General features: G+C 70.4%; 15 protein-coding genes and 1 pseudogene. 5 read left to right on the forward strand and 11 right to left on the reverse strand.

Annotated features, from left to right (window positions below; translation table 11 throughout):
• Nucleotides 1-211: 211 nt before the first annotated feature.
• The 4 genes and pseudogenes from glgB to AB0C19_RS10200 form a co-directional block, all read right to left on the reverse strand.
• Nucleotides 212-2,314, reverse strand: coding sequence for a 1,4-alpha-glucan branching protein GlgB (glgB, locus tag AB0C19_RS10185; RefSeq protein WP_357182328.1), 2,103 nt, complete (start codon nucleotides 2,312-2,314; stop codon nucleotides 212-214).
• 272 nt (nucleotides 2,315-2,586) lie between these two features.
• Nucleotides 2,587-4,632, reverse strand: a pseudogene (locus AB0C19_RS10190) (maltotransferase domain-containing protein); the annotation flags it as partial.
• A 190-nt stretch (nucleotides 4,633-4,822) separates the two neighbouring features.
• A complete protein-coding gene (locus tag AB0C19_RS10195) occupies nucleotides 4,823-5,623 on the reverse strand; it encodes a hypothetical protein (RefSeq protein WP_357182331.1) in 801 nt (266 codons plus the stop codon).
• Nucleotides 5,624-5,690: 67 nt separating this feature from the next.
• A complete protein-coding gene (locus AB0C19_RS10200; protein WP_357182334.1) occupies nucleotides 5,691-5,918 on the reverse strand; it encodes a winged helix-turn-helix domain-containing protein in 228 nt (75 codons plus the stop codon).
• Between the two features lie 290 nt (nucleotides 5,919-6,208).
• Between AB0C19_RS10200 and AB0C19_RS10205 the strand changes: the two genes are divergently transcribed.
• A complete protein-coding gene (locus AB0C19_RS10205) occupies nucleotides 6,209-6,406 on the forward strand; it encodes a hypothetical protein (RefSeq protein WP_357182337.1) in 198 nt (65 codons plus the stop codon).
• Between the two features lie 16 nt (nucleotides 6,407-6,422).
• Nucleotides 6,423-7,697 (forward strand): helix-turn-helix transcriptional regulator, encoded by a 1,275-nt coding sequence (locus AB0C19_RS10210; protein ID WP_357182340.1) that lies wholly within the window; start codon nucleotides 6,423-6,425, stop codon nucleotides 7,695-7,697.
• On the opposite strand, the gene AB0C19_RS10215 is transcribed toward AB0C19_RS10210, so the two are convergent.
• Nucleotides 7,686-8,936 (reverse strand): DUF222 domain-containing protein, encoded by a 1,251-nt coding sequence (locus AB0C19_RS10215; protein WP_357182343.1) that lies wholly within the window; start codon nucleotides 8,934-8,936, stop codon nucleotides 7,686-7,688. The two genes, AB0C19_RS10210 and AB0C19_RS10215, sit on opposite strands and share 12 nt — an antisense overlap.
• 141 nt (nucleotides 8,937-9,077) lie before the next feature.
• Between AB0C19_RS10215 and AB0C19_RS10220 the strand changes: the two genes are divergently transcribed.
• A complete protein-coding gene (locus AB0C19_RS10220; RefSeq protein WP_357182345.1) occupies nucleotides 9,078-10,022 on the forward strand; it encodes an inositol-3-phosphate synthase in 945 nt (314 codons plus the stop codon).
• 12 nt (nucleotides 10,023-10,034) lie between these two features.
• On the opposite strand, the gene glgA is transcribed toward AB0C19_RS10220, so the two are convergent.
• A complete protein-coding gene (glgA, locus tag AB0C19_RS10225; RefSeq protein ID WP_357182348.1) occupies nucleotides 10,035-11,252 on the reverse strand; it encodes a glycogen synthase in 1,218 nt (405 codons plus the stop codon).
• A gap of 70 nt (nucleotides 11,253-11,322) precedes the next feature.
• On the opposite strand from glgA, the gene glgC reads away from it, so the two are divergent.
• Entirely contained in the window at nucleotides 11,323-12,555 is a 1,233-nt protein-coding gene (gene glgC, locus AB0C19_RS10230) for a glucose-1-phosphate adenylyltransferase (protein WP_091401467.1), read from the forward strand.
• A 31-nt stretch (nucleotides 12,556-12,586) separates the two neighbouring features.
• Nucleotides 12,587-14,230, forward strand: a complete 1,644-nt coding sequence (gene pgm, locus AB0C19_RS10235) for a phosphoglucomutase (alpha-D-glucose-1,6-bisphosphate-dependent) (RefSeq protein ID WP_357182352.1) — start codon at nucleotides 12,587-12,589, stop codon at nucleotides 14,228-14,230.
• Nucleotides 14,231-14,370: 140 nt separating this feature from the next.
• Here the strand turns inward: pgm and AB0C19_RS10240 are convergent, their stop codons facing one another.
• The 5 genes from AB0C19_RS10240 to AB0C19_RS10260 form a co-directional block, all read right to left on the reverse strand.
• Nucleotides 14,371-15,288 (reverse strand): NAD(+)/NADH kinase, encoded by a 918-nt coding sequence (locus AB0C19_RS10240; protein WP_357182355.1) that lies wholly within the window; start codon nucleotides 15,286-15,288, stop codon nucleotides 14,371-14,373.
• Nucleotides 15,289-15,379: 91 nt separating this feature from the next.
• Nucleotides 15,380-18,487 carry a M14 family zinc carboxypeptidase gene (locus AB0C19_RS10245; protein WP_357182357.1) on the reverse strand — a complete coding sequence of 1,036 codons (3,108 nt, stop codon included), beginning with the start codon at nucleotides 18,485-18,487 and terminating at the stop codon, nucleotides 15,380-15,382.
• A gap of 257 nt (nucleotides 18,488-18,744) precedes the next feature.
• A complete protein-coding gene (locus AB0C19_RS10250) occupies nucleotides 18,745-20,628 on the reverse strand; it encodes a nucleoside-diphosphate sugar epimerase/dehydratase (protein WP_357182360.1) in 1,884 nt (627 codons plus the stop codon).
• A gap of 106 nt (nucleotides 20,629-20,734) precedes the next feature.
• On the reverse strand, nucleotides 20,735-21,985 hold the full coding sequence (locus AB0C19_RS10255) for a glycosyltransferase family 4 protein (RefSeq protein WP_357182363.1): 1,251 nt from the start codon (nucleotides 21,983-21,985) through the stop codon (nucleotides 20,735-20,737).
• A complete protein-coding gene (locus AB0C19_RS10260; protein ID WP_357182366.1) occupies nucleotides 21,982-23,250 on the reverse strand; it encodes a glycosyltransferase family 4 protein in 1,269 nt (422 codons plus the stop codon). Before AB0C19_RS10260 ends, AB0C19_RS10255 begins: the two co-directional genes overlap by 4 nt.
• Between the last annotated feature and the right edge of the window lies 1 nt (nucleotide 23,251).

The following is a 23,251-nucleotide window of genomic DNA, read 5'->3' on the forward strand; positions in this document are numbered from 1 at the left end:
GCCGGTGAAATCTAAAGTGCCCATGGTCCTGGCGGCGCCGGTGATTTGACGAGGCGGCAGGGATAGCGAGGAGACGACCGTTGAGCTAAAGGCTTTTGACGGACAAGGTTCTCTGGGCAACGCCTGGGGGTAGATGGCCGTCGACGGGCTGAACGAGGACCTGAAGAGCAGGCGAAACGACAGGGCTCGGCCCTCACAGGTCTCGCCCCTGTCAGCTCTGGCGGAGCCAGACGGCGCCCAGCGGCGGAACCTGAAGTGCCGCAGACGCCACCATCCCGTGCCACGGCACGTCCTCGGCGTGCACCGCCCCCATGTTGCCCACGCCCGACCCGCCGTAGTGGTGCGCGTCGGTGTTGAGCACCTCCTGCCACGTCCCGCCGGCGGGCAATCCGACCCGGTAGTCGTGCAGTGGCTGGGCGGAGAAGTTCGCCACGCACACCAGCGTCGAGCCGTCCGGGGCGATCCGGACGAACGACACGGTGTTGTTGGCGACGTCGTCGCCGGCGATCCAGCGGAACCCGGCCGGCTCGGTGTCCTGTGCCCAGAGCGCCGGGGTGTCCCGGTAGACCCGGTTGAGGTCGGCGACGAGTCGTTGCACGCCGGCGCGGGCCGGGTCGTGCAGCAGGTACCAGTCGAGGCCGCGTTCCTCGCTCCACTCCCGGTCGTCGGCTAGTTCGGAGCCCATGAAGAGCAGTTGCTTGCCGGGGTGCGCCCACATGTACGCCAGCAGCGCCCGTACGTTCGCCAGCCGCTGCCAGGTGTCGCCGGGCATCTTGCCGGCCAGTGAGCCCTTGCCGTGCACGACCTCGTCGTGGCTGATGGGCAGCACGTAGTTCTCGCTCCAGGCGTACGCCAGGGAGAAGGTGAGCTGGTGGTGGTGGTGCTGGCGGTAGATCGGGTCCTTCGAGGTGTAGAGCAGGGTGTCGTGCATCCAGCCCATGTTCCACTTGAACCCGAAGCCCAGCCCGCCGTCGGCGGTGGGGCGGGTGACCCCCGGCCAGGCCGTCGACTCCTCGGCGATCATGACGACGCCGGCGTGGTGCTTGTAGACGGTCGCGTTCACCTCCTGCATGAGCGCGATGGCCTCCAGGTTCTCCCGGCCGCCGTACTTGTTCGGGGCCCACTCGCCGTGGTTGCGGGAGTAGTCCAGGTAGAGCATCGAGGCGACCGCGTCGACCCGCAGCCCGTCGACGTGGAACTGGTCGCACCAGTAGAGCGCGTTGGCGACCAGGAAGTTGCGCACCTCGTTGCGGCCGAAGTCGAAGACGTAGGTGCCCCAGTCGGGGTGCTCGCCGCGCCGCGGGTCGGGGTGCTCGTAGAGCGGTGTGCCGTCGAAGCGCGCGAGGGCCCACTCGTCCTTCGGGAAGTGCGCGGGCACCCAGTCCAGGAGTACGCCGATGCCGGCGGCGTGCAGCCGGTCGACGAGGTGGCGGAACTCGTCCGGGCCGCCGAACCGGGAGGTCGGCGCGTAGTAGCCGGTCACCTGGTAGCCCCAGGAGCCGCCGAACGGGTGCTCCATCACCGGCAGGAACTCCACGTGCGTGAAGCCCAGCTCGGTGACGTACGCGGTGAGTTGTTCGGCCAACTCGCGGTAGCCCAGACCGGGCCGCCACGAGCCGAGGTGCACCTCGTAAACGCTCATTGGCTCCTGGTGCGGCTGCCGCTCGGCACGCCGGGCCAGCCAGTCCGCGTCGTCCCACCGGTACGTCGAGTGGTGCACCACCGAGGCGGTGGCCGGGGGCACCTCCGCGTACGCCGCGAGGGGGTCGGCCTTGTCCCGCCACTGCCCGTCGGCGCCCAGCACCCGGTACTTGTAGCGGGCCCCGACCCGGGCGTTGGGGACGAACAGCTCCCACACCCCGCTGGAGCCGAGCGACCGCATCGGCCAGCCGTCGTCGGGGCCCCAGCCGGTGAAGTCGCCGATCACCCGCACCCCACGGGCGTTGGGCGCCCAGACGCTAAACGCCACGCCCTCGTCGAAGACCCGGGCGCCGAGCGCCTCCCACAGGCGCTCGTGCCGGCCCTCACGGATCAGGTGCAGGTCCAGCTCACCGAGGGTCGGCGGGTAGCGGTACGGGTCGTCGTGGGCGGTGCCGTCGACCTCCACCCGGTAGTCGAGGACTGTGCCGTCGACCTGCGCCTCGAAGACGCCCACGTCGTGCACCCGCTTCATCGGGTGCCGCTCGTCGCCGACGAGCAGCGCGACGTCGCCGGCGCCCCGGCGCATCGTGCGGATCGTCGTGGAGGAGTCGGCGGGGTGCGCGCCGAGCAGCGCGTGCGGGTCGTGCGTCGCACCGGAGATCAGCTGGTCCATCGGGGGTCCTTCGGGGCGGCGTCGGTCGGTGCGGAGGCGGGCGGGCGGGTCGCCGATCGGCGCGGCGGGGTCGGAACCGGGCCCGACCGGCGGGGCGGAGTCGGAACGGGAGCTGCCGGTGCAGGAGCTGCCGGTGCAGGAGGTGTCGGGACGGGAGGTGTCGGGACGGGAGCTGCCGGTGCAGGAGCTGCCGGTGCAGGAGGTGTCGGGACGGGAGGTGTCGGGACGGGAGCTGCCGGTGCAGGAGGTGTCGGAGCAGGAGGTGTCGGGACGGGAGCTGTCGGTGCGGTGCCGCCGGAGAGGTCGTCCGGCACCTCGGCGACGGTCAGGTCCGCCGGTTCGGCGCCGGCGGGTTCCGGCGCGGAGGGCGCGACCGGGCGACGCACAGTCAACACGTGCGCGGGTTGCAGGTACGGGTCGAGCCGTACCGCGTTGCGCTGACCCCAGTCGTAGGTGGTGCCGGTCAGCTCGTCGTACACGCTGAACCGTTCGTGCCAGTCGAAGCCGAGCGCCGGCATGTCGAGGGTGGTGTTGCCCCACTGCACCTCGCGCGAGTCGAACGAGCAGATGACGATGACGGTGTTGCCGGTCTCCGGGTCGTGCTTGGACCAGCAGAGCAGCGCCGGGTTGTCGATCTCGTGGAAGCGCAGGTTGCGGAGCTGGTGCAGGGCCGGGTTGTCCCGGCGTACCCGGTTGAGGGTGGTGAGGAACGGTGCCAGCGAGCGGCCCTGCGCCTCGGCGCCGGCCCAGTCCCGGGGGCGCAGCTCGTACTTCTCGTTGTCCAGGTATTCCTCGGCGCCCGGCCGGGCCACGTGCTCGAACAGCTCGAAACCGGCGTACATGCCCCAGGAGGGGGAGAGCAGCGCGGCCAGCACCGCCCGGATCTTGAACATCGGCGGGCCGCCGTGCTGCAACGACTCGTGCAGGATGTCCGGGGTGTTCGGCCAGAAGTTCGGCCGCATGTAGTCGGCCGCCTCGATCAGCTCCTCGCAGTACTCCCGCATCTCGGCCGCCGTCGTGCGCCAGGTGAAATAGGTGTACGACTGCGTGAAGCCGATCTTGCCGAGGCCGTGCATGATGGCCGGCCGGGTGAACGCCTCGGCCAGGAACAGCACGTCCGGGTCGACCGCCTTCACCTCGGCGATCAGCCAGTGCCAGAAGTCGAACGGCTTGGTGTGCGGGTTGTCCACCCGGAAGATCCGGATGCCCTCGCCGACCCAGTGCAGCACCACCCGCAGCACCTCGGCCCGGATGCCCTCCGGGTCGTTGTCGAAGTTGACCGGGTAGATGTCCTGGTACTTCTTCGGCGGGTTCTCCGCGTACGCGATGCTGCCGTCGGCCCGGGTGGTGAACCACTCCGGGTGCTCGGTGACCCAGGGGTGGTCCGGCGCGCACTGCAACGCCAGGTCCATGGCCACTTCCAGGCCCTGTGCCGCCGCCGCCTGGATGAAGGCCCGGAAGTCCGCCGGCGTACCCAGATCGGGGTGGATCGTGTCGTGGCCGCCCTCGGCGGCGCCGATCGCCCACGGCGAGCCCACGTCGGTCGGCCCGGCGGTGAGCGCGTTGTTCGGGCCCTTGCGGTTGACCCGGCCAATCGGGTGGATCGGTGGCAGGTAGAGCACGTCGAAGCCCATCGCGGCCACCCCTGGCAGCCGCTCGGTGGCGGTCGCGAAGGTGCCGGACCGGCCGCCCACCGCTCCTTCGGAGCGAGGGAAGAACTCGTACCAGGCCGAGTAGAGCGCCCGCTTGCGGTCAACCCAGATCGAGTACGTGTCACCGGCGGTGACCAACTCCCGGACCGGGTGCTCCCAGAGCAGGTCGGCCAGCGCCAGCGCCCTGTCGACCCGCTGCGCCAGCGGCAGGTCGGTGTCGACCAGCGCGGTGAGCGCGTCGGCGACCCGAGGCCGGTCGGCGGTCGGCACGAGGCCCCGGGCGGCGGCGAGCACCCGCGCGCCCTCGGCCAGGTCGTTGGCCAGGTCCTCCGGCCCCTGCCCGGCGGCGATCTTCTTGGTCACCGCGTTCTGCCAGGTCAGGTACGGGTCCTGGAACGCCTCGACGGAGAAGGTCCACGAGCCGACGGCGTTCGGTGCGATGGTGGCGTGCCAGCGGTCCTGGCCGGGCTCGCCGGGGCGCATCCGGGTGAACGGCCGGCTCGCGCCGTCCGGCCCAGCCCACACCACGTTGCAGCCCAGCGCGTCGTGCCCCTCCCGGTAGGCGCGCGCCGACACCGGAACGGGCTCGTCGACCACCGCCTTGGCCGGGTATCGCCCGCACGAGACGACGGGGGAGACGTCTTCGATCGGGAACCGTCCAGTCACTCCGCCAACCTACTGCGCGAGATCCGTTCGCGCGCGGCCAAGCCCGCCGGTCCGCCCCACACGCGGTGCCGCGCCTCGAGCCGCCCCGGCAAGATCCGCATACTTTCGGCGAAGTTGCTGCCTCAAGGGGTCGTCGACGCGGCAACTTCCCTGAAGTTGTGCGGATCTTCGTGATGCCGGCCCGGTGGGATCACCTGTAGTGCCCGCGGTCGGACGGGGGCCTCGCGCCCGAAACGGTGTTCGTCGCCCGCCAGGACGGCCAACCGTGCGGCCACGTGTCGGGCCAGTCGTCGATTCGGCCGGCCGGCACGATCCCGGTGGGGCTGAGCGCGTCTCGGGCGACCCGATCGGCGACCTCGCCGATCTCCACCGCGGTCAGCGGCGCCCACCAGCCGAACCGCTCGAGCGCTCCGTCGACCACAACCCGTGCCTGTTCCGACGGTATCCCCGCGGCGGTGAGGAACCACTGCAGGGTGCGGTGGCAGTTCCCCTGCCAGCCGTCGTTGTCGACGACGGGGGTGGCGGCGAACGCCATCAACTGTGCGACGGCGGCCTCCCAGGCGGCGACGACATCCGCCGCACCGGCAGCCCGCGTCGGCTCGACCGACGGCAGAAGGTGGTCGAAACGCTCAGCCAGGCTCTCCAACCAGCGCCGCCAGGCCAGCAGCGAGTCGGCGACGAACGTCGGCGCGTCAGCCGGCGCCGGGATGCGGTCGGTCACGAAGCCCACATGCTCCCGCTCCCACGGCCCCCAGTGCCAGCGGTAGGCCCACGGGCCGTACCTGTCGGACAGGATCACGCTGACGGACTCGACCCAGGCGAAGTCTTCTGATTCCCCGACCCACCCATCCTCACCGAAGACCGGCCGGGGAGGCGGCGGAGGCACCAACGTCCGGACCGCCACCGACATCTCGACCGGGTCGAACGGGTACCGCGCCGGGTCGACGTCCGCCCACGTCTCGAGAAGATGCCGCAACCCGTCGTCCGCCATGGCTCCGCATCGTGGCAGGCGGCCAACCCAGCGTCGAGCGAATACCCGCGAGCGGTGGCCCAGGGAGTCAGGCAGGCGGTTCCGCAGCCACGAACGATCCCTTGCCTTGGCGGGTGACAATCCAGCCCCGCTCCTCCAAGATCCGCAGGGCGTACCGCACCGGCCAAGCGCTTGATTGGTACTGCTCGCCCATCTCCGCGATCGACGGCAACTTGTCGTTCGGCCGCAATGTGCCAGCGCGGACCGAGGCCACGACGTCGGCAATGATCTGTTCGTACAGCGGTGCTTGCGGCATGGTGGCGCCACCTCTCGTCAGCGCCCCGATCCTCGCACCAGGAGTGACATGCCGTGCATGCTCTGTTGACTGTGAAGGCAGTGCCTTCTAAGTTGGAAGGCGGCAGGGATCCTCTCGTCAGCAGCGGAGCTTCCCTGGTGGAGGCGGAGGCACAGTAACGGCTCCCCGGCGCGACCCGCTCCCGACCTGCATCTCTCATCGGCCACCACCATCACCACCACCGACCACGACCACCACCGACCACGACCACCACCCACCGACCATCTTCATCCCGCCGCGAGGAGGAACAGTTGGACGAGCGACTGCCGGATGGGCCGCTGCCGCCCGCGTACCCCATTGCTGGGGCGCGGCCTCCGCAGCCGGACGGGGATCGGGTGCCCGCTCCGGCCCGGCCGACGCGGGCGTCGCTCACCCGGCGGCAGTACGCCTACGGCATCGCGATCGCGGTGGTCGTACTCGTGCTGTTCGTGGTTGGGGTACTGCGGTGAGCGCGACGGGCCGGCGGTGAACGAGCTGCCGGTGGGTCGCCGGGTCGCGCAGTGGCGGGTACGGCGGAACATGACGCAGCAGCAGTTCGCCGACCGGCTCGGCAAGTCGAAGAGTTGGGTGGACAAGGTCGAGCGTGGGGTACGTCGGTTGGAGCGGGTGTCCAACCTCCGGGAGGTCGCCGAGACGTTGCGGATCGACGTGGAGGTCCTGCTGGCGGCCCGTCCCGTGCGGCCGACTCCGGTTGCCGCCGGGGTGGACGGGGTCCGAACGGCGCTGGCCCGCTACCACCTGCCGGGCGCGGACCGGCGGCCGCTGGTGGAGAAGTTGGCTGCCCGGCTGGAGCATGCCGAGCAGAGCTATCGGCACGCCCGTTACCCGGCGTTGCTGGCACTGCTGCCCGGTCTGCTCGACGTCGTCCGCGAAGCGCACGCCGCTCGCCCCGGCGCGACGGATGCGCTGCTGGTGTCGGTGTACGCGCTCATCGCGCTGGTGCTGGTCAAGGTCGACCAGGGGGAGTTGGCCTGGCTGGCCGCCGACCGTGGAATGACAGTCGCCCTGGCAACCGACGACCCGCAGGTGACCGGCATCGCGACCGTGTCGCTGAGTCAGGCTCTGCGGTCCCGTGGTCGACGGCGCTCCGCGCTGGACGCCGCGCTCGTCGCCGCGGACCGCATCGGCGTGCACGAGGTCGGCGGTGTGTCCCAAGCCAGGGTCGGACTACGCGGGACGCTGCTACTCCAAGCCGCCCTCGCCGCGGTAGGCGGGGGAGACGGACGCGTCGCCCGTCAGTCACTCGACCAGGCCGAGATGATCGCCCGAGACATCGGCCGGGACGGCTCCGGGGGTGGTGCTGGCTCCGAGGGCTCGGGCTCTGGCGGTGCGGTCTTCGGTGTCGGGAGTTTCGGTCAGGCGGCGGTCGAGGCGGCCCGGGTGGTGGCCGATGCGGCCCTCGGCGACGTCGCCACGGCGACGGCCCGGCACGAGCAACTGGTGACCGGCGACGAGTGGCGGAGCCTGCCGCCCGAGCACCGGGCCGCGTACCTCCTCGATGTGGCCCGTGTGTACGCGATGGCCGGCGAGATGCACCGCGCGGGCCGGGCGGTCCTCGACGCCGAGCGCACCGCCCGCAGTGAGGTGCACGACCGGCCGGCGGTACGGAAGCTGGTCGCTGTCGTGTGGCGGTCCGCCGACGCGCCGGCCGGCCGGCCCAGCTCGCCGCCACCCTCCGCGTCACGTGACGCAGACCCGCGATCGAGCTGCGGCCAACTCCGTCGCTGGCTATCTGCGTAGGTGGTAGTGATTGCGGCGGGGGAGCTGTTCGGGGTCGAGCCAGGCGGGTGGCACGAACTCGGGGCGGCCGTCGCCGCCAAGCTGGACGACCCAGTCGCCGTGGTGCACGTGCCGGTGGTGGTGGCCGCAGAGCAGGACGGCGTTGGCCAGGCTGGTGTCGCCGCCGTCGGCCCAGTGCCGGATGTGGTGGGCGTCGCACCAGCGTGGTGGACGGTCGCAGCCGGGAAACGCGCAGCCCCGATCGCGCAGCACCAGGGCGCGTCGTAGAGGGCCGCTGATGAGGCGTCGTTGCCGGCCGACGTCGAGTGGTTGACCGGCGCCGCCGAGCACGGCCGGCAGGATGCTCGCGTCGCAGGCCAGGCGACGTACCGCGTCGGAGCTGAGGTGCAGGCCGCTGTCGAGCGCGCCGGTGCCCAACTGCCGCGTCAGCCCGTCGTAGCCGGTGGTGACGATGACCTGGGCGAGGTCGCCGCCGTTCTCGGGTAGCTCACCGGTGCGCAGGGACAGCCGGCACACGTCGGCGAGGGCGTCGTGGCGGCGTTGGCCTGGCGTGCGGGTGTCGTCGGGGCCGGTGGGTGTGGTGAGCGGATCGATGGCGGCGCGTAACGCGGCGGCGGTTTCGGTGTCGAGGATGCCGGCGAGGCGTAGCCGGCCGTCGGGTTGTTCGCTGATGGTGATGTGCCGGTCGCGGGAGGCCCGCGACTCCTGCGCCCGCAGCGCAGCCTCGGCGGTGGCGTCGGCGATGTCCGGGGCGACGTGGTCGAGGATGCGAGTGCCGAGTCTGCGAAGCAGAGTGGCGTCGAACTGCGCCGCCCAGTCGACGAGGACGCCGACAGCCTTGTCGGCGGCTTCCGTGCCGGCGGTGGTGCGGACGGTCCCGACCGTGGTGGCGATGACCCGGACCTGGTCCACGTCGACCGCTCCGCTGGTCAGCGCGGCCCGCATCCCGGGCGGGGCGTTGTCGAGCGTGGCGGCCAGCTCGACCAGGCGGCGCGCGGCCCCGACCCCGAGCCGCAGCCGATCCCGCAGCCACACCGCCGTCGAGGACGCGCCCTGCGCTGTCGCGGTGCCGCGACCATCCAGCTCCCGCACGAGGGTCAGCTTGACCGCGGCCAGCCGTTGCTCGATGCGGTGTGCGGCGTCCAGCGCCGCGACGAGGTCGCGCTCGGTGGTAACCCAGGCGGCCGTGTCGAAGCAGGCCGCCACCGCGGCCTCGGCCTGCTCCAACGCATCGATCACAGTGCGATACTAGAACAGGTGTACGACAACTTCGCTCGCCGTTGACGGCGGTGCCAGACAGCGACCGTCGCGCGGCCGGCAACGGTCTGGATGGTCCCGCTGGGGCAGCTCACCGACCCGGAGGTGCCGTAGCCTCCGGCCATGATCGAACGGGTGAAGGTCGCGGTTGTCGGCGTCGGTAACAACACCTCGGCACTGGTGCAGGGGCTCGCTCTCTACCGCCAGAGCGGCAGCCTGGTCGGGATCCGCAGGCCGATCATCGACGGGCTCGGGGTGGGGGACATCGACATCGTCGCTGCCTTCGCCACCTCCGCGGAGAAGATCGGTCGGGACCTGACCGAGGCGATCTTCCTGGCGCCCAACAACTTCCCCCGGCTGGACTGCGACCTGCCAAGCGCCGGTGTGCCGGTCACCAAGGGCCTCGTCGACGCGAGCGAGGTGCAGCGGGTGGCGGCGGCGCTGGCAGGGGCGGAGGTGCTGCTCTACTCGGCGCCGAGTGGCCGGCCGAAGACCGCCCAGGCGTACGCCGAGGCAGCCCACACGGCGGGCGTCGCCTTCATCAACACCACAGCCGACCCGGTCGCCCGCGATCCACAGGTGCTGGACAGCTTCGAGGCCGCCGGTCTGCCGTTGCTCGGCGACGACCTGGCGAGCCAGTTCGGCACCTCGGTGCTGCACAACGCGCTGCTGCGACTCCTCGAGGAGCGGGGCCTCACACTGGTCAGCTCCTACCAGGTCAACCTGGGCGGCACCGAAGACTTCCGAAACCTGGTCGAGAACCCCAACACCAAGAAGCAGTCCAAGCTCAACGCCCTGTCGGGCGCTGCCAGCGTCGAGGTGGCCCCGCTCGGGTACCTGCCGCATCTCGCGTCGCAGAAGGTGGCGCACCCCAACATCGAGGCGCAGGGGTGGGGTGAGACGGCGGTGAGCCTCGACGTGAAGCTGAAGGTGCACGACCCGAGCGGTGCCGCCGGCGTCAACATCGACCTCATCCGCATCGCCGCGAGCGCGCTACGGAACGGGCGTGGTGGTCATGCTGCCGAGGCGACGTCGTTGCTCAAGTCGCCGCCGGGCACGGCGATCTGACGTCCGTCTCCCTCAGGCCGCGCCGACGGAGCGGTACACGTCGAGGGTCTGCCGGGCGACGGCATCCCAGGAGAAGTGCTGCACCGCGCGCCGCCGGCCGGCCAGGCCGAACCGCTCGGTGCGTGCCGGGTCGGCGAGCAGCGTGTTGATCGCGGCCGCCAGGTCGGCCACGAAGCGGTCCGGGTCCAGTGGGGTGCCGGAGCCGTCGGTGACCTGCTCGATCGGCACCAGCAGGCCCGTCTCGTCGTCGGCCACGACCTCGGGGATGCCGCCGGTCGCGGTCGCCACCACTGCCGTCTCGCAGGCCATCGCCTCCAGGTTGACGATGCCCATCGGTTCGTAGATCGACGGGCAGGCGAAGACTGTCGCGTGCGTGAGCACCTGGATCACCTCGGGCTTGGGCAGCATCTCGGCCACCCAGACCACGCCGGAGCGGCTGGCCCGCAGCTCGGCGACCAGTTCCTCCACCTCGGCGGCGATCTCGGCGGTGTCCGGCGCGCCGGCGAGCAGGACGAGTTGGGTGTCCGCCGGCAACTCCCGGGCGGCCCGCAGCAGGTACGGCAGCCCCTTCTGCCGGGTGATCCTTCCCACGTAGACGACGCTGGGGCGGGACGGGTCGACACCGAGTCGGTCGAGCACGTCGGTGCCCTGATCCGGGGCGTACTGGACGGTGTCGATGCCGTTGTAGACCACCCGGACCCGGTCGGGGTCGATCTGCGGGTACGCGGTGAGCACGTCGTTGCGCATTCCGCCGCTGACCGCGATCACCGCGTCGGCGGCCTCCATGGCGGTGCGCTCGATCCAGGAGGAGAGCGCGTAACCGCCGCCGAGCTGCTCGGCCTTCCACGGCCGCAACGGCTCCAGGCTGTGCGCGGTCACCACGTGCGGCACCCCGTGCAGCAGCTTCGCGGTGTGGCCGGCCAGGTTCGCGTACCAGGTGTGGCTGTGCACCACGTCGGTGCCGGCCGCGCCGGCGGCCATCGCCAGGTCCACGCCCATCGTGCGCAGCGCGGCGTTCGCGCCGGTCAGGCCCGGCGGTTCGGCGTACGCGGTGACGCCCGGCTCGGTGCGCGGCAGGCCGAAGCAGTGCACCCGTACGTCGGCGAGGCCGCGCAACTCCCGAGCCAGGTACTCGACGTGCACGCCCGCGCCGCCGTAGACCTCCGGTGGGTACTCGCGGGTGAGCAGATCGACGCGCAGGGATCCGGTGGCCGGGGAGGAGTCGGTCATGTGCGCACCCTAGTGCAGAAGACTCCCCGTACGAGTGGTGAAGTGGGACGCGGGTGGATAGCGTCGGGGCATGGCTGCCAAGGTGCTCGCGATCGTCCTGGCGGGTGGGGAGGGCAAGCGCCTGATGCCACTCACCACGGATCGGGCCAAGCCGGCCGTCCCGTTCGGCGGGATGTACCGCATGGTCGACTTCGTCCTCTCCAACCTGGCCAACGCCGGCTATCTCAAGATCGTCGTGCTGACCCAGTACAAGTCCCACTCCCTCGACCGACACATCACCAAGACCTGGCGGATGTCCACGCTGCTCGGCAACTACGTCACCCCGGTGCCCGCGCAGCAGCGTCGTGGCCCGTGGTGGTTCGCCGGCTCGGCCGACGCCATCTACCAGAGCTTCAACCTGATCAACGACGAGCAGCCCGACTACGTGATCGTTTTCGGCGCCGACCACATCTACCGGATGGACCCGCGGCAGATGGTGGAGGACCACATCGCCTCCGGCGCGGCGGTGACAGTGGCCGGCATCCGCCAGCCGCTGTCGATGGCCGACCAGTTCGGCGTCATCGAGGTCGGCGAGGACGGCAAGCGGATCCGGGCGTTCCGCGAGAAGCCCACCGACGCGGTAGGTCTGCCCGACGCGCCGGACGAGATCTACGCCTCGATGGGCAACTACGTCTTCACCACCCGGGCGCTCTGCGAAGCGGTCGAGCGCGACGCCGAAGACAAGTCCAGCAAGCACGACATGGGCGGCAGCATCATCCCGATGCTCGTCGAACGCGGCGAGGCCAACGTCTACGACTTCCGCGACAACGAGGTGCCGGGCAGCACCGACCGTGATCGCGGCTACTGGCGGGACGTGGGAACGCTCGACTCGTTCTACGACGCGCACATGGATCTGATCAACGTGCACCCCGTCTTCAACATGTACAACTTCGACTGGCCGATCTACACCGAGCAGCCGCCGTGGCCGCCGGCGAAGTTCGTGCACCAGTGGGGTGAGCGGGTCGGCCGGGCGGTCGGCTCGATGGTCTCCCCGGGTGTGGTGATCTCCGGCTCGCTGGTGGAGAACTCGATCGTCTCCCCGAAGGTGCGGGTGCACTCCTGGGCTCATGTCGAGGGCTCGGTGCTGATGGAGGGTGTGGAGATCGGCCGGCACGCTGTGGTCCGGCGGGCCATCCTGGACAAGAACGTGTTCGTCCCGGAGGGCGTCGAGATCGGCGTCGACCTGGAGAAGGACAGGCAGCGCTACACCGTTTCCGACAACGGCATCGTGGTGATCGGCAAGGGCCAGAAGGTCGTGCCGTGACCGACAGGCACTCCCCGAGGAGGATCCCGCAGTGACCCACCCCCGTGCCGGCCAGCCCGCCGAGCCCGCCGACCTGGTCGACGTGCCGCGCCTGGTGACCGCCTACTACGCCGAGCATCCGGATCCCGCGGACCCGGCCCAGCAGGTCTCCTTCGGCACCTCCGGCCACCGCGGCTCCAGCCTGCGCAACGCGTTCAACTCCGACCACATCCTGGCGGTCACCCAGGCGCTCTGCGACTACCGGCGCGAGCAGGGGCTGGACGGGCCGCTCTTCCTCGCCCGGGACACGCACGCGCTCTCCGCGCCGGCCGCTGTGGACGCCCTGGAGGTGCTCGCTGCCAACGGGGTCACGGTGCTGGTGGACAGCCGCGACGGCTACACCCCGACCCCGGCGCTGTCGCACGCGATCCTGACGCACAACCGTGGGCGGACCAGCGGGCTCGCCGACGGCATCGTCATCACCCCGTCGCACAACCCGCCCGACGACGGCGGTTTCAAGTACAACCCCACAAACGGTGGGCCGGCCGACACCGACGTGACCCGGTGGATCCAGGACCGGGCCAACGCCATCCTCGCCGCGGGGCTCAAGGAGGTCCGCCGGATCACCTACGCGCGGGCGCGGGCCGCCGACACCACCGGGGAGTACGACTTCCTCGCCAACTACGTCGACGACCTGCCGACCGCTATCGACATCGACGCCATCCGCGACGCGGGGATCCGTATCGGCGCGGACCCGCTGGGCGGGGCGAGCGTGGCGTACTGGGGTGAGATCGCCGAGCGGCACGGCCTGGACCTGACAGTGGTCAACCCGACAGTCGACCCGACCTGGCGGTTCATGACCCTGGACGGCGACGGCAAGATCCGGATGGACTGCTCCTCACCGAACGCGATGGCGTCGCTGATCGCCGCGCGGGCCGACTACCAGATCTCCACCGGCAACGACGCCGACGCCGACCGGCACGGCATCGTCACCCCGGACGCCGGCCTGATGAACCCCAACCACTACCTGGCGGTGGCGATCCGTCACCTGTTCCGCACCCGCACCGAGTGGGGGCCGGACGCCGCGGTGGGCAAGACCCTTGTCTCCTCGTCGATGATCGACAGGGTCGCCGCCGACCTGGGTCGGCCGCTGCTGGAGGTGCCGGTCGGCTTCAAGTGGTTCGTGCCCGGCCTGCTGGACGGCGCTGTCGGCTTCGGTGGTGAGGAGAGCGCCGGGGCGTCGTTCCTGCGACGCGACGGCTCGACCTGGACCACCGACAAGGACGGCCTGCTGCTCTGCCTGCTCGCCGCCGAGATCCAGGCCACCACCGGCCGTAGCCCGAGCGAGCACTGGGCGGAGTTGGCCGAACGTTTCGGTGCGCCCGCGTACGCCCGGATCGACGCCCCGGCCACCCGGGAGCAGAAGGCCGTGCTCGGCAAACTCTCTCCGGAGCAGGTCACCGCCACCGAGCTCGCCGGTGAGCCGATCACCGCGACGCTGACCACCGCCCCCGGTAACGGTGCGGCGATCGGCGGCCTCAAGGTCAGCACCGAGTCCGGCTGGTTCGCCGCGAGGCCCTCCGGCACCGAGGACGTCTACAAGATCTACGCCGAGTCCTTCCAGGGCCCCGACCACCTCAAGAAGATCCAGGAAGAGGCCAAGGCCCTGGTAGACCAAGCCCTAACGAAGTCCTGACCCACCCCCACCCCGCCCCCACCCCCACCGGCTTATCGCCGTTGATCAAGAGGTTTGCGTCACTCCACCCGACGTGTCGTGACGCAAACCTCTTGATCAACTCGGGCGTCGGGGGCTGGATGGGGACGGGTGGGCCGGGGTCAGCAGGGTGGGGGTATTTCTCGTTGAGTGCGGCGCAGCTCCTCGGGGAGCAGTTCGCGGAGCTGCTCGGGTAGGAACGGCAGGTCGAGCAGCGTCATCTTCAACTGGTTGCGTTCCTGGTAGCGCAGCGGGTCGAAGCGCACCACCAGGCCGGCGTTGCGGCGGTAGCTGATTTCCACAGCTCCCTCGGTGGCCGGGTCGCGGAACACCAACCCGTCCATCTCCACCACCACCGGGGACGAGTCGGGCTCCAGCTCCAGCCGGATCTTCTCGTCCGGTGAGAGCACCACCGACCGGGAGATGCCGGCCATCGGCGCCGACGGCGTGACCACCATCGAGTCCGCCGCCGGGGAGATCAGCGGACCGCCGGCGGCGTAGCTGTACGCCGTGGAGCCGATCGGGGTGCTGACCACCACGGCGTCGCACCGGTAGTAGCCGTACTGCTGGCCGTCGATGGCGAGTGTGACGTTGACGAAGCCGGAGCCGGGCTGGCGCACCAGCGCGATGTCGTTGAACGCCACCACGTCGTCGCCACACACGTCGCAGGCGAGGCAGGCGTGCGACTCGACGGTGAACTCCTTCGACAGCAACCGGCTCAGCGCCTTAGGCAGCTCCGGCGGCTCGATCTCGACGAGAAAACCCACACGACCCAGGTGTACGCCGAGCACCGGCTTCGGGTCGAGGACGGCGGATCGCAGCGCACCCAACATGGTGCCGTCGCCGCCGATGCTGATCAGGGCGTCGGCGCGGGCCGCCACCTCGTCCGCCGGCACCGGCACGATGCAGGACGAGACGCGGTGCTGGTCCTCCTCGCGCACCATCAGCGTCTTGTGGTGACGCTTCGCCCACCGTTCGATGATCCCGACCACCTCGGTGACATCCCGGGTGGGGTGCAGCACAAGTCCCAGCCCCGACACCCGTACAGCTCATCACATCGGCGGCGACCGTACCCGGCGTACACCGAAGGTGTGCCGACGGTCCGCGGACCGTCGGCACACCTCGCCGCCGTCAGGGGCGGGGCTGCCCGGTGAGGTGGGTCAGCGAGCGGGCGACCAGGTCGTCGCGGGCCGCCGGAGGCAGACCCTCCAACCCGAAGCCCAGATACACGGTGTCCCCGGTGACCACCACCGAGCCCTCCTCGAACGCCTGCTGGCTGCGTGACCAGTCGTTGGCGTTGCCAGCGGAGCCGGGCGGTGGGCCGGCCACCGTCCAGCCACCCAGGTCGGCCGACTCGAACGAGGTCTCCGCCACTGTCGACCCGTCGACCAGCACCCGGGCGTCGTCCAGGAAGACGCCGAGACCCTGGGTGCTCCAGTCCGAGGCGTACGTGATCGACACCTCGACCTGCTTACCGGCGTAGCCCGACAAGTCGGCCACGAACTCCTTCCAGCCTCCCGACGACCCGCTCGCCGCGTTCCAGCTGCCGGTGCTCCCGGTGGGGGAGCAGTCCGCGCCCTGGTAGTGCGCGAGGAACGGGTGCAACTGCTCCACCCAACCCTCCGTGCAACTGTCCCCGGTGACAGTGCTGGTCTTGCCATTGGTGTCCGGCAGGGTCGTCCAGTCGTCGCTACCCACCTCGTGCGCCTCGACGAACATGAAGTCCCAGTCCTGCTCGATCTCGTAGGAGGTGAAGAAGCGCAACTCTCCGCTGCTCGCCCCGGTGAGATCCACAGTGCGCGTGAGCCGCTTGTACGACTCGTCGGTCTGCCCGCTGTACAGGTACCACTCACCCGTACGCGGATCGAACGGCGCGCCGCCCGGTCGGGCCCAGCCCGCCGGCGCGGAACTGGCGAACTGGGGGAACTCGTCCGGCGGCAGGAAGCTCGACGTGGTCAGGAACGACGCGGTGTGCGCCTGGTTCTCCGCCGAGCCGGAGGCGTTCAGCTGCCCGTCGAAGCCGGTGAACGGCGCGTCGGTCCCGGCGACCGGGTACGGCTCCCCGTCCGGGCTGGTTCCGCCGTCGCTGACGTAGGTGTACGCGCCCAGCCAGTACTGCTGGAAGTCGTTCAGCAGCGGCAGACAGCTGGCGGCCTCGGCGTCGGTGCACTCCGGTGGTGCGTCCGGGTGATAGACGTACGACCCGTTGGCGCCCTGCGCGAACAACGCGTACTGGCCGCTGACCAGCAGTTTGCCGCCCTCGTTCAGGTAGTCCCGAACGGCCAGCTCGGTTTCCAGTGCCGCCCTTGCCGTCGTGCCGGCCACCTGACCGGGGGAGCGCAGGATCACGTCGTCGCCGGTCTCCCAGACCACCGCCTCGTAGTGCGACAGCACGCCGAGCGGGTGGGGAGCCTTGCGGCCCATCGCGTCGAAGTCGTACACGTCACTGCTGCGCCCGGCGGCGCCCAGCGACGCCACGACCTCGTCGGCGTACTTCGCTGTGGTGCCGGTCTGCGCCGGGCTGAGGCCAGTGACGTCCTCCACGGCGAGGACCAGCACGTCGCCGCCGACGTCGTCGTGCACCCGATAGGTGAAGTGTTCGCTGGCCACCACCCCGGCACGTGGTTTGTTCCCGGTGAACCAGACCTCCACCCGGTCGCCCGGTTTCGCGCCGCTGACGGTGCCCCGTAGCTCGGCGTAGTAGTCGTCGTGTGTGTTGCCGTACCGCTCGCCGCCGCGCCACTCGCGGACCGCTACGGTCTTCGGCCGCCCACCGTTGACCGTGTAGTGCATCCGCACGTTCCTCAGCGCCCGACGGGTGATCGAGGCGACCTGCTGGGTGCGCCCGTACGAGGTGTCGAAGGCGTCCACAACGAAGTCCGGAGTGCTCCGGCCGACCACCGAGACCGGGTCGTCCGGGTCCGCCGCCGACCGGGCCACTGCCAACGCGAACGGGAGATTCTTGTTCACCTCGCCTGCGATCAGCGCCTCGTCGTCAGGGAAGATGAAGCCGCTGACGCAGTCCTCCGGGCGCCACTGGTCGTCCGGGTCCACGGCCGAGGCGGCCTCGCAGGTGGACATCTCCGGGGTGAAGCCCAGCGTGCCGTACCTGACGGTGGCGTGACTGTCGGTGTCACCGTTTGTGGTGTACAGCTCCGCGGAGATGTCCGGGTCGTAGCCGGGCACCGCCGGGTGCGCGTCGTCACCGGCCATCGCCTCGTAGATCACGTCGTCCGGGGTAGGGGTGCTCACCTGCCAGCCGAGGCCGTAGAGCAGCAGTTCGGCCGCCGAGTGGTAGTTGACGAAGAACTCGAACCCGACCCGCTTGAAGAACCGGTCCAGCGCCTTGGTCTCCGGCTCGGAGTTGGGGCCCGGGCCCCGGTAGGTCTCGCTGTTCGGCTCCGGCGACGAGCCCTCGTTGTCGTACCCCCACTTGTAGCTGAAGTTGCGGTTGAGGTCGACGCCGTCGCCGGAGCCGATCTGCCCGTCACCGTTGTTGTCCCGCAGGTTCTTGCGCCACAGACGGTTGCCGGGGGTGAACGTGAAGTCGTAGCCGTCCGGGTTGGCGACCGGCAGGAACCACAGCTCGGTCGTGTCCAGCAGTCGGGTGATCTCCCGGTCGGTGCCGTAGCTGTCCAGCACGTGATGCATCAGCCGGCGGGTCATCTCCGGCGTGATCCACTCGCGGGCGTGCTGCGCACCGGCGTAGAGCACCGCCGGTCGCCGGCCGTCCGCGACGGTCCGCGCGTTCTTGGTGACCTTCACGGCGACGATCGGCTGCCCCTGCTGGCTGCGACCGATCGTCTCCACCTTGGTCAGCTTGGGATACCGGGCCGCCGTGGCGTTCAACTCGTCTCGCAGGCCGCCCGGCTCACCGTAGGGACGGAAACTCGTCCAGCCGGCTGCGGCCTGTTCCCGCAGCGCCTGCGACGCGTCCTTGCCTCGCACCTTCTTCACCGACAGCGGTACGCCCTTGTCGGTCAACCGCTTCGCCTGCCGCCGGCTGAGGACCGTCTCGACAGTCGTGCGGCCGGACGCGTCCGCCTTCGCGTCGTGGCCGAGGTCGACCCCCGCCGCGCGCAGTTGCTCCCGCTGTTTCGCGTCGACAGTGCCGACGTACACCTCCAAGCCGTCGCGGACGCCCGGGTCGGACGGCGGCCGCGCGCTGGCCGGTGGGGTCAGTGCCAGTGCGCCGAGCAGGGTGACCACGCCGGCGATCGCCAGTCGTCTCGGTCTCATCGCGCCTCCTTGGGTGAAGGACCTGTAGGCGCGAGCCTTCGGTGTGCCGCTATCGATGTCAATCAGTCGATGGGCGCTTCGTTGCTGACCGTGTCGACGTTGGTGCCTGCTGTGACGCTCAACGCGACGCGCGGGCCAGCGGCGCGGGCGGGCGTTCGCCGGACCACCTCGCGCTGATCGAGTCGGGCCGGCAAGCCCGTACCCCGCAGGCGCGCCGAGGATTCATCCCGGACGTCACCTGCGGGGTCGGCGTCGGCTCAGCTCGCGCTGGGTGCCGGAGCTGTCGACTTGACGGCCTGCTTCGCGACGACGCCGGTCGACTGACCGCACAGCCACGCGAGACGGTCGATGATCTTCTCTGGGTCCTCGAACGGGTCCAGCGTGGTGATCTCGATGGGATCGAGTGGGGGCACTGCCACGTGCGAGATGAGCGGGTGCAGCGGGCGAAGGTCCCGCTCGCCAGCACCGATCAGAGCCTCGTGGAGTTTCTCGCCCGGCCGGAGCCCCGTGTAGACGATCTGGACCGGCCCCGGCGCCTGGCTCGCCAACTGGCGAGCGATGTCGTCGATCCGTACCGGCTCGCCCATGTCGAGGACGAGCGCCTCGCCGTCGCGGCCGATGCCGGCGGCCTGGAGCACCAGGTGCACCGCTTCCTGCACTGTCATCAGGTAGCGCGTCACGTCGGGGTGAGTGACGGTGATCGGCAGCCCCGCCTCGATCTGGGCTCGGAACGCCGTGACCACCGACCCTCGGCTGGACAGGACGTTGCCGAAGCGGACGCTGAGGAACGTGCCGCCGTGCGTCGCGGCGGCGTTCGCTGTCAAACGCTCCGTGATCCGCTTGGAGTAGCCGAGAACGCTGACCGGGTCGGCGGCCTTGTCGGTCGAGATGTTGACGAACCTCGCCACGTCGCGGCACGCGTTGAGCACCGTCTGCGTGCCGAACACGTTCGTCTTGACCGCCTCGCCCGGGTGGCGTTGCAGCAGTGTCAGGTGTTTCAGAGCCGCCGCGTGGAACACGATGTCGGGTCGGCGTTCCGCCATCACGCGCCGGATCCGTTCCTCGTCGCGCAGGTCGGCGAGAATCAGCTCGGGGCTGTCCAACATCGCGCGACCCGACATCGACAGTTGCAGGGCGTGCAGGGCCGACTCGTCGCGGTCGAGCATCATCAGCTCGCCCGGATCGGCCCGCATGATCTGGCGGCACAGCTCGGAGCCGATCGACCCGCCGGCACCGGTCACCAGGATCCGGCGTCCGCGCAGCTGGGACTCCGCATCCCGGAGGTCGCCGATCACCTGTCGTCGTCCGAGTAGGTCCGCCATGTCCGGGTCGCGAACGTCGTTGACGGTGATCCGATGGTCGACCAGTTCCCGTACCGAAGGAAGGATCTTGAACGTGGCTCCGGTCTTCAGTGTGCTTTCGCGGACCTCATTGATCAGTTCGGAGTCGGCGTTGGCGGCGGAAAAGATCACCATCTTCGCGCCGGTACGCCGCACGACCGTGTCGATGTCAGCGCGAGAGCCGAGCACGCGCACGCCCGCCAGCGACAAGTGGCGTTTCTGCGGGTCGTCATCGAGCATGCCGACCGGCAGGAACTGCCCTGCCGGATCACTCAGCATGGCCCGCAGGAGCCCTTGACCGGCGGAGCCCGCGCCGAAGAGCAGGACCGGTTCCGCTCGGCCGGCGTCCGGGCGCAACGTCCGGTCGCTGCGGCTGCGGTACGCCAGACGGGTGCCGAGCATGACGGCCAGCGCGATCGCCGCGCCGACGAGTGGGGTGCTCGCGGGTACCGGTCGGGACGTCATGGGCACGAGGGCGATCAGCAGGAGCACGCCGGTGGTCAGGGCAGTGTTGGCGAGTCCTTGCATCTCCTCGACACTGCCCAGTGGGTGCCGGCCGGACATGTTGCGGCGGACGGCGGACACCGCGACGTGCGCGGCCGCGGCGACCACGCCCATGCCGATCGCGCGGGCCAGGGCGGGGCCGGTGAGCGAGAACTCGAAGCGCACCCACGCGGCGACGGCGAAACCCGCGATCCAGGCGAGGGCGTCCGCTGCGAGGAGGCCGCCGGCCAGTCGGAGATTGCGATGCGACCGACCGAGGCGTGTGGACTCGCTTGGGCTTGTCCCCAAAAGTTGCATGTGGAAACTCCTGCTGCGATAGCGGCCCATCCCGGGGTAAACCACGAAGATGGTCTTATTTGGCGTCCTACCAAAACTAATCACTTTATGACTGGTTTTTGGCTGTTTACGAACTTTGTCCGACTACCGGCCTGGCCGACTGTCGTGGCACCACCGCCCCCCGCAGTACGTCCTCGAACCGCTCGAAGAGCAGGTCGCGGTCGAACTCGTTGGCCGCGACCACCCGCGCTGCGGCCCGCGCCGCTGCGGTCCTGGCCGGATCGCTGACGAACTCGCCCACGAGCGTCGCCGCGGTCGCGGTATCTCCCGCGGGCAGCACGAGTCCGGCGCCGCTGCGGCGCAGGATGTCGGCGATCCACCCCTCGTGGTTGACCGCTACCGGTCGACCGGCGGCCCACCCGTCGAAGACCTTGTTGGCCGAGTTGGCGTGCAACGCGGGCTCGTCGCGCACCGTCGAGACGGCGAGATCGCAAGCACCGAAGAACGCCACCACCTCGGCCTTCGGCACCTGGTCGAACATGAACAGGTTCCGGTCCAGGACGCCGGACGCGGCTGCCTGTGCGCGCACCTGCGCCGTCTCCGCGCCCTGCCCGACGACAGCGATCCGCACGTCGGGATGGTCACGACGCAGCGTCGCGGCCATCCGCACCAGATAACCCACGTCGTTGACGAAACCGAGCGTCCCCGCGTACAGGATCAGAGGACGGTCGCCCAACCATGGTGTGCGATCACGTAGCGCTCGGCCGGCAGCGTCCGCGTCGGCGAACAACTGACGGTCGCAGCCGTTGGGAATGACTGTCACCGCAGCCTCGGGGTGCCGCGCCCGAACGCCCGCCGCCATCCCCGGCGACAGTGCCAGGATGTGCGCGGCGTTGCGGTAGGCCCATCCCTCCAGACCGGTTGCCGCGCGCCGCGTCAGCGGCGACCGCAGCGCACCCAGCGCGATCGGCACCTCCGGCCAGAGATCGCGTACCTCCAGCACCATCGGCGTCCGGCGGCGGCGGGCGGCGTAGACGGCGGGCAACGCGATGGTCAGTGGCGTGCTGGTCGCGAAGACGACGTCCTGCTCCAGCGACGCCGCGCGCGGAGCCGCCAACCTGGCGAACTGCCCGAAGGCCGAGAGTCGCTCCCGGAAGGACATCGCGTTGCGATAGGGGACGGCCGCCCAGTGCACCACCACGCCCGCCTCCACCGTGGTCCGCCAGGTCTTCGCGGCGTTCGATGAGGACTCGGTGTCGCTGGTCACCACGTGTACGTCGTGGCCGTTGCGGACCAGACGCCGGGCGAACTCGTAGGACCGGGTGCCACCGGACATGGCCGGTGTGCGGAAGTACTGGTGCAGGTAGACGATCCTCACCGGGCCACCCCGTTCCGACGGTGTCCGGCTCGGTCGGTGCTCAGCCGCCGGTAGCACTCCTGCACGACGGAGACCTGGCGTGACCAGGACTCCGACGTCTCGATGAAGCGCCGGTTGTGCTGTTGCAGAGTCGGCTCCAGCGGGCGGGCGGCCATGAGCTGTTCCGCCAGCGCGGTCTCCAACGGCCCGGTGAGGATGTCGGCAGCCATGCCGTCCTCGACCATCTCGCGATACGGCGGCAGGTCCGCGAGCAGAAGCCGGCAACCGGCGAGCGCCGCCTCCAGCACCGTGCAGCTGCGCTGGTCGAAGCGAGGAACCGAGATGCTCACCTCACTTGCCCGCATCAGCCGGAACGTGTCCTCCGGTGTCAATGACCGGTCCACTACCGTGACTCGTCCGGGTAGGTTCGCGGCGAGTTCGTGGGCTTCGGTGACGCACCGCCGCTGAGCCTGGGCAGCCGCTGCCTCGGCGGGACGGTGCCCGGCCAGCACGACGAGGTGAAGGTCGGGACGAGCGGCGGCCACCAGGGCGAACGCCCGCAGCACCTCGGGGGTGCGGTAGACGGGACCGGCCGTCCGGGCGGCGAACAGCACTGTCGCGTCGGCCGGGATGCCGAATTCGGCCCGCACCGACGCCGGTGTCACGGTGTCCCGGAGTGCGAACAGCTTGTCGTCCACGCCCCACGACACGGTGCGGCTGCGATCCGCCGGTATCCGGTAGCGCTCGATGATCTCTGTACGGACCGACTCCGCGGTGGGCAGGACGAGATCGGAGCGGCGCAGGGCGGCCCGGGCGACCCATCTGCGGACCCTGGACCGACGCGCGGACTGCAGGTCGACCCCCCAGGGCGTGACCACCCGGGCGGGTCGACGCGAGGCCAGCAGCGACAGCAGACCCGCCATCCCCACCGAGTGCACGTGCAGCACGTCGGGGCGGGCCTCGCGCGTCTGCCGGCGCAGCCACCAGCCGGCGGCGGCGAGCTGCCGCACCGCTCCCCACCGCCCGTTGCGGGTCCGGCCGGTCCCGGGCGCCACGCGCAGTTCGACGCCGTCGATCGGCTCCGCGTCGATCCAGCTGACGGCGATGACCGGATGACCGCGTTCCGCCAGCGCGACCGCCCACTTGCGGGCGTGCAGCGAGCTTGCGCCGCAGAGCAACATCACGGACGGAAGTACGGGCGCGGCGGCCGAGCCCGGGACGGCTCGCTGCCGACGCGGGTGGTCCAGGCTCTCGACCCGCGGTGTGTCGGGACGCGTCGCGGTCACC

It is taken from the genome of Micromonospora sp. NPDC048842, assembly GCF_040649935.1.
Taxonomy (GTDB): domain Bacteria; phylum Actinomycetota; class Actinomycetes; order Mycobacteriales; family Micromonosporaceae; genus Micromonospora; species Micromonospora hortensis.